Annotated in this window: 6 protein-coding genes and 1 pseudogene; 2 read left to right on the top strand and 5 right to left on the bottom strand. The window is 55.9% G+C overall.

Going from position 1 to position 7,148, the window contains the following annotated elements; translation table 11 throughout:
• Positions 1-116: pseudogene (locus K8W16_RS05850) on the top strand (IS5/IS1182 family transposase); the annotation flags it as partial.
• Positions 117-160: 44 nt separating this feature from the next.
• On the top strand, positions 161-1,090 hold the full coding sequence (locus K8W16_RS05855) for a LysR family transcriptional regulator (protein WP_304122034.1): 930 nt from the start codon (positions 161-163) through the stop codon (positions 1,088-1,090).
• 19 nt (positions 1,091-1,109) lie between these two features.
• Here K8W16_RS05855 and K8W16_RS05860 read toward each other — a convergent pair whose 3' ends face one another.
• From K8W16_RS05860 to K8W16_RS05880, 5 genes are all read right to left on the bottom strand, one after another.
• Positions 1,110-2,777 (bottom strand): CocE/NonD family hydrolase, encoded by a 1,668-nt coding sequence (locus K8W16_RS05860; RefSeq protein WP_304122036.1) that lies wholly within the window; start codon positions 2,775-2,777, stop codon positions 1,110-1,112.
• 121 nt (positions 2,778-2,898) lie between these two features.
• Complete coding sequence (locus K8W16_RS05865) at positions 2,899-3,798, bottom strand: nitronate monooxygenase family protein (RefSeq protein WP_304122043.1); 900 nt, start codon at positions 3,796-3,798, stop codon at positions 2,899-2,901.
• Between the two features lie 129 nt (positions 3,799-3,927).
• Positions 3,928-4,779 carry an amidohydrolase family protein gene (locus K8W16_RS05870; protein ID WP_304122038.1) on the bottom strand — a complete coding sequence of 284 codons (852 nt, stop codon included), beginning with the start codon at positions 4,777-4,779 and terminating at the stop codon, positions 3,928-3,930.
• A 12-nt stretch (positions 4,780-4,791) separates the two neighbouring features.
• Entirely contained in the window at positions 4,792-5,679 is an 888-nt protein-coding gene (locus K8W16_RS05875; protein ID WP_304122039.1) for an amidohydrolase family protein, read from the bottom strand.
• A gap of 34 nt (positions 5,680-5,713) precedes the next feature.
• Positions 5,714-7,078 (bottom strand): SLC13 family permease, encoded by a 1,365-nt coding sequence (locus K8W16_RS05880; RefSeq protein WP_304122041.1) that lies wholly within the window; start codon positions 7,076-7,078, stop codon positions 5,714-5,716.
• Between the last annotated feature and the right edge of the window lie 70 nt (positions 7,079-7,148).

Genomic DNA, 7,148 nt, shown 5'->3' on the forward strand with positions numbered 1-7,148 from the left:
AAATCATGTTCGGCCGACTCAAGGATTGGCGCAGAATAGCCATGCGTTATGACCGTTGTGCCCACACGTTCTTTTCGGCTATTTGTCTCGCTGCCATTGTCATCTTTTATATTTAATGAGTCCTGAACCTAATCGTGCTACAGAATGGGGATACTCCGCTATGAATATCAAGCAGTTGGAATATTTTATCGGAGCTGCGAAAAGTTCTTCCCTCAATGAGGCCGCCGCCCGGGTGTTCATTACGCAGCCAGCACTGAGCGCTTCTCTGGCCAGCCTTGAGAATGAAATGGGGGTATCGCTGTTTTCCAAGCAGAAAAAAGGGATAGAATTGACGCCCGAGGGGGTGGAGTTCTTTTTTCATGCCCAAAAGATGCTTGAGCTGTATAAAGGCATGGGCGCGCTGGCGGAAAGATCTCTCAGAAATGTTTCGGGAAACGTCACTATTTTTGCCATTCCCTCTCTGAGTCGGTCTCTTCTGGTGGCTGTTTCCAAGTACGTTTTCAAGAATTATCCGTCCATTCGCTTAAAAATCGTGGAGAGTACCAATACGTTTCAGAATGAGGAGAATGGCGACGGCCTGTACCTGCTCTGTCGTCCTCATTCCCGTCTCGAAGAATTGCAGGTTCGTGCGGAGGAACAGGGCTTCCTGTATGAGGAGCTTATGGACGACCAGAGCAGGGTGTACGTCAATACCGGCAATTCCCTTGCGAAAAAGGAAGAGTTGAGCCTTGCGGATCTGGAAGGCCTTTCCCTTGTGCAGATAGAGGATGCGGACAAGCTCAGTGAATACCCCTATGCAGGCATACAGGCCTATTTCCGGCCGGGTGTGTATTCTTTTTCCTCCAATGAGTCCATGTTGGAGGTCATCAAGGAAAATACCGATATGGCGGGAGTGTATTCCTCACTGCTTATGCTGAATTCCCATTATGATCAGCGGGTAAAGGCAATGCGCGTCGCCGATTTTCCCATGCCCGTGAGATTCGTCATGTGCTCGCGCTTCGGCGGCGACCATGCCGCCCTGGAGTGCGTGAGAAATACCGTCCGTTACTTTTTCCTCCGCTATCAGAATCAGCTTTCTTCCGGCATCTGACGCCTCCGGAACGCAGGGATTATGCTGTCTCTATACAGGGGAGAGCAAGAAAGGCGTCGAAGTTTCCGCCTATATGCAGCACATGGGTTCCCCGGTTGAAGTTTTCCTCTGCAGGCATGTCGGGAAACTCTGGCCGTACGAGCAGGTCGTGTCCGCAGACGACCAGCTCCAGCACTTCTCCCCGGTTCCAGCGCATGGACATGGGCCAGAAGCCGATGCATACGGGAACGATTTCGCCTCGACTGAGCTTCTTTTCCTCACGGAAGAAGGGTTCGGGCCGGTATGGCGTAGATTCTTCACTCTCACGCAGGGAGACGCGCAGCCGTCCGTTGGCTCCGGCGAAGATGCGCCCGGTGACGACCCGGCTGAGCAGAAGGCGGCCTTCGCCGTCGCGTTTGCGTACGAAGGCAAAAAGATCCATGTCGTCGGAGCCTTCCACTTCCACCCAGAGTTTCAGCATGATGTAGCCAGTGATTTCCATGTCCCGGTCGCACCCTATGCGGAATGTTGCGTATTCTTCTCCGGGGACGTAGCGTACGGCGGCGCTGTGCGCGAGGGGGGATTCGGAGAGCCGGTTTTGTTCTGCAAGATACAGTCGGCGGTACTGCTGTCGTTTCAGGGGAAATTCGGATTCGTTGCGGTCGAGTATATCCTCATGCCCTGGATTCAGCACGGCGAGGCGCACGCGCGGGGTATCGGGCCAGTTGTTGTTGATGCCCTTCAGATAGTAGTCGAAGAAGCGGCGCAGTTCCTCCACATGGTCGGGGTGGTAGTATTCATGCCATTCATGGGTATTGTGCACGCGCAGCCATTTTTCCGGCGAGGATATGCGTTCCCATGCGCGGAAGGTGCCGCCGGTATGCACAAGGTTGGTCCATGACGCCACGATGTAGGCCGGGGTGACGATGCGTTCGAGATCTGCCGTCTTTGAGGCCCAGTATTCGCCGTACAGAGGTTCGCGGTCGATCATGCCCGCAAGGTCTTCCGTCCGGCCGTTGCCGTAGACGTGCGAAAAAATTTGAGAGGCGAACAGTTTTGCAGGCATCCCTCCCCGGGCGAGATTGTCCCTGTAAAGGTCGGAAGCGCCTTCGCAGGGGGCTATGGCCGCAAGATGGGGCGGGCGGAGCGCTGCTACGAAATACTGTGTCATGGCCAGCATGGAGGTCCCGCTCAGCCCCACTTTGCCGTTACACCAGGATTGGGCGGCCAGCCATTCAATGACGTCGTATTCATCCCGGGCTTCCTGCGGCCCCCAGGCCTGAATATCGCCTTCGGACATGAAGACTCCGCGCGGGTCGGGGGAAGCCACCGCATAGCCGTGCGCCACCCAGTAGGCCGGGTTCGGCCCTTCAAATTTGTTCAAGCCGTCTTCCCATTCCTTTTTCACGTCCATGCGGGTAGGATGGCCGAACAGATCCAGCGTAAGCCAGCTTGCCTGCTTGCCGTAGGAGCTCCATCCCATGAGGACCGGAACCTTTTCCGTTCCTACGGGTCGGAAGATATCGACGCGTATGGTGACGCCGTCGCGCAGGTGGACGGGGATATCTTGTTCGACCAGTATGGGGCAGGTGGTCGCCATGCGGCCTTCTTCCTGCCGGAATCCGGCGGGGAGGATGAAGGAGTGTTCGTTCAGGCCGGGATACGAGGACGCGCTGATGGGCGTGGAGGGAACAAAAAGAGGGTTCATCAGTTTCTCCAGAAGGCGGAAGTTACGGGGCCGGTCTTGATGCGTCGTGCGCAGACAGACCCGGGGCCTGCCTGCGCACGCGTCTTGTGCCGTCAGGCGTGCCCGACGGGGAGGGTGGATATCAATCGAGGGGGATACTGCTCATGCCGGCCATGACGGTGCGACAGTCGGCGATCACAGAATCCATGATTTCCGCCACGGGGCGGATACGCTTCACGAGCGGGACGATCTGACCCGCCATGACTGCGCCGTGCTCGGTATCGCCTTCGGCCATGGCTTTTTTCAGGGAACTTTCGGCAACGGTGCGAAGCCGTTCGGCGGCTTCCTGCCGGACATATCCGGCCTCAATGCGGAGTATTTCCTCGGAAAGGGCGTTGGCGATCTGACGGCAGGGTTCTCCGGTGGGAGTGCCGGTAATCACGGTCTGCATGTCGTCGCATGCCACGACGGCCTTTTTGACGTTGGGATGAACCGGAGTTTCCTCTGCCGCGAGAAATACGGTTCCCATTTCAATGCCTTCGGCGCCCATGGCCAAGGCCGCAGCCATGCCCCGGCCGTCGGCAATGCCGCCTGCGGCCACGAGAGGTACTTTTTTCAGCACATCCGCGGCCTGGGGAACCAGTACCATGGTCGACTCCACAGTCACATGGCCGCCTCCTTCCCAGCCCTTGACGATGACGAGGTCCGCGCCCGCCTTTTCGGCAGTGACGGCGTCACGGATATCGCTGGCCTTGACGAGGACTTTGGCGCCCAGTTCGTGCCAGATATCGAAGTATTTTTTCGATAGCGCGTAGTCGAGGCCGATGAGCGTATCAGCGTAAACGGCGGGGACCTTTTCTTCCTTCACGACGGCCACGATTTTGTCGAGAATGTCGGAATTCGGGTCCATGATGACGTTGATGGCAAAGGGCTTCTGCGTGAGCGCCCGTGTGGCCTTTACCTGCTCGAGGACGAAGCCTATGGGCGCAAAGCCTACGCCGAGTACGCCGAGCCCGCCGGCGTTGGATACGGAGGCAACCAGAGGTGCCGTCGAGGTTCATGCCATGGGGCCCTGGATGATGGGTTTTTCAATACCGAGGATATGGCAGATTCTGTTCATATGTTCTCCTGTTGTTTGAAGATAAGGATTTTCAAAAGGGTGTGTTGAGGCTCAACGCATCTGATCTTCAAGATGCAACGCCCGGACGGCGTTGTTGCAGAAGACGTTTCCCAGGATCTCTTCGCTCAGGCCGAGTTCCATGAAGGACTTTTTCGTGTCGGCGATGGTGGCCAGCGGATAGGCCGTAGAGAAGCAGATACGCTCGCTCAGCATGTTTTTTGCGGCGCGTACATAGTCCTGATAGCCCGGAGTATTCGGAGTCATGTAGGTGTCGGGCGCGAGGTAGATGTTGTTGCGGCAGAAGGCCACCTGGATGATTTCCGTCACGAAGGGCCAGCCTGCGTGGGCCGCGATGAGGGTCATGCGGGGGAAACTGACGGCCACCTTGTCCAGTTCCGTGGGGTCGTACAGCTTCAGATCCGGGGCGAACATACCGCCCCACTGCAGCATGACGGGGACCTGCTCAGCTTCGCATTTTTCATAAATGGCCCAGAGATAACGGTCGTTGCAATGAAGCGGGCCTTTCTTGCAGAAGGGCAGTTCCATGACGATGCCTTTGCAGGGGCCGTTGTGGACATAGATGTCGATGGTGTCGAAGGCCTTGAGTATGCCGTCGGTGGGGTCGACCCCGGCCATGCCCACAAAACGGCCCGGGTAGTCGGCAAGCAGCTGCACGAGATCGTCGTTGCTGACGCCGTCGGCGGTGCGAATGGGCACGACGCCCATGGTGATTCCGGCCTGATCCATTTCCTCAATGAGCATGGGCATGGATTTTTCACGGGCGGAGGGCGCAAGGCGGCCGCCGTTTTTGTGCATGACGGGCACGATGTGTTCCTGGGCCGTGTAGAGGCCCATGTTGCAGATGCTTTTATACGGAGGACGAAGGCGCATATCGATGATCATGGTGATTCTCCATCAGTCGAGAGGAAGGTGGAACAGGCGTGCGGCGGTACGGTACATGACGTCGGGCAGAACTTCTTCGCGCAGGCCGCTGTTCATATAGTAGTTGACGGCGAATTCCAGAGGAATACCCGGGCATGCCGTGCCGAACATGAGCTTGTCGCGCAGGGTGTAGTTGGCGGCGTCCAGGTACATCTGGCGGCAGTGTGTATTGATGAAGTACATGTCGGGCGACAGGTACAGGTTCGGAATGATAAAGGCGGCATGACAGAAACGGTCCACATAAGGATAGGCGCCGTGGCAGCACACGAAATTCACCTTGGGAAAGTCGCGGCAGGCCTGCAGAAGCGGCTCTATCTGTTCGGCGGGGAAGCCCGGCAGGCTGCCGAAGGTCATGAGCACGGGCAGATCGTGCTGAGCGCACTTTTCCAGAATGGGGTAGACGCGTTCTTTGTCGTTCATGAACCAGTTTGGCTGGTCGATATAGGGTTCCAGCATGATGCCGGGCAATGGCCCGTTGACGCAGAACTTATCGATTTCACTGATATTTTCATCAAGAGTGTTGTACACAGGGGAAAGGCAGGCAATGCCGAGGAAGCGATGGGGATACTCGTTCATGAGATCCACGAGATCCTGATTGTCGGTCTTTTTCCGGTTGTTGCGAGGGTCTCCCCATGCAGCACGATAGGGAGCTACGCCGATATCGATGCCCGCGCAGTCCATTTCCCTGATGAAAAGCCCCATGTCCTTGTACAGCAGGGCGGGGGTTGCCGTGGTGTTCGTCATTTTGCGGAACAGGCCCGCAAAGGCGACGTCGTACAGGCCGAAGGGATACCCTTCATTGAGAAAGCCGCGATAAGGGGGACGGCAACGCATATCGATGATTTTGATACCGTTCTTCATGATGAACCTCCTGGAGAATAGGGGATAGGGACGGCTACATGACACCCGTCAGATTCCACCAGGGAACTATGACGAGCAGCATGAAAATAATGTGCAATATCATGCGGATGGTGTTGTATTTGATGAAGTCTTTCATCGTGAACAGGCCGAAGGCGAAATACATGAGATAGGCGGTGTTTTCATGCGGCATGAACACGTTGCTGACGTTCATGAGAATGGTAAACAGCGAGGCGAGCGGAGGAATACCGAGGTCGATGCCTATTTGCATGATGGGGACGCCGAGAGCCGTGGTCACGGCGACGGGGGTAAGCAGCAGGTTGGATATTGCTGCGATGCTCCATACGCCCGCCACATATCCGAGTTCGGAAAGCCCTTGCAGCATGGGGGTGACCATGCTGGATATGAACTTGTCCACGCCGACGCTCACGCCTACGCTGCCGATGGACAGGCAGGCGACAGTAAAGAAGACGATGCTGTAGTTGATTCCCCGCAGAACGCGGTCGGAGCCGAGTTTCACTCCGGGCAGGAAGGCCAGCCATGGCAACAGCATGAAGGCGTAGCTGGAAGGCAGGGTGAGAAAGCTGGAGGCAATGAGGTAGGCGACCACGAGAGAGGCGAGGCAGACGGCCTTTTTTTCCTCGAGGCGCACGGGGCCGAGCTTTTCGTATTCCGCCTTGAAGAAGGCGGTGTCGACATTCATCTTGCAGCGGAAAAAAACGTGGGAGATGAGCAGCATCCAGATAAGGTCGAAGAGAAGCCACGGCAGGCCCGTGGTCAGATAGGACAGCCATGATATGCTCAGTGAGGAGTCGAAGAGGTTGACGACGGCTGCGCCTACACCCGCGTTGATGGGATTGTAGATCCATGCGAAGGGCGCGATGCCTCCGGTCATGGCGGCAAAGACGATGCCGTTGGCCTCCTTGGAGCCCAGCTTATAGCCGAGTCCCGAGCAGATGCCGAAGACCAGCGTGGCAAAGAGAGGGAAGCCCGTCACGGACGTAAGGAAAGCCACGAACAGGGCAGCGAGATAAACACCCCATATCATCTTGGCATAACTGCCGTTGGTCTTGCAGATGATGAAGTAGGCGCAGCGTACCATCACCCCCGTCTGTTCCAGAATGGAGGCCAGCACCAGGGAGCCGATGAGCATCCAGGTCATGTCGTTGCCCCAGGACAGGAAAATGACCGACTTGTCTGCAACCTCAAAGATGGAATAGCCGAGAAAAAGGACTATGGAAGCGATGAGACTGTCTGTTAAGTCAAAACAGACAAGAAGTATCGATGCTATGGTAATGGTAAAAAACAGTTTTATCTGGTGAGTGAATAATGCAGTTTCCGTAAAAAATAGCGGAATGCATGAAATTAGGATGAGGATTATCCATTTTTTTACATTCTTCATAATGTTCTCCCACGGATGAATGTATGTGGATTAACACTTTATGAAAATGATATATAATTGACATGTTTTT

It is taken from the genome of Mailhella massiliensis (assembly GCF_020741395.1).
Classification (GTDB): domain Bacteria; phylum Desulfobacterota; class Desulfovibrionia; order Desulfovibrionales; family Desulfovibrionaceae; genus Mailhella; species Mailhella massiliensis_A.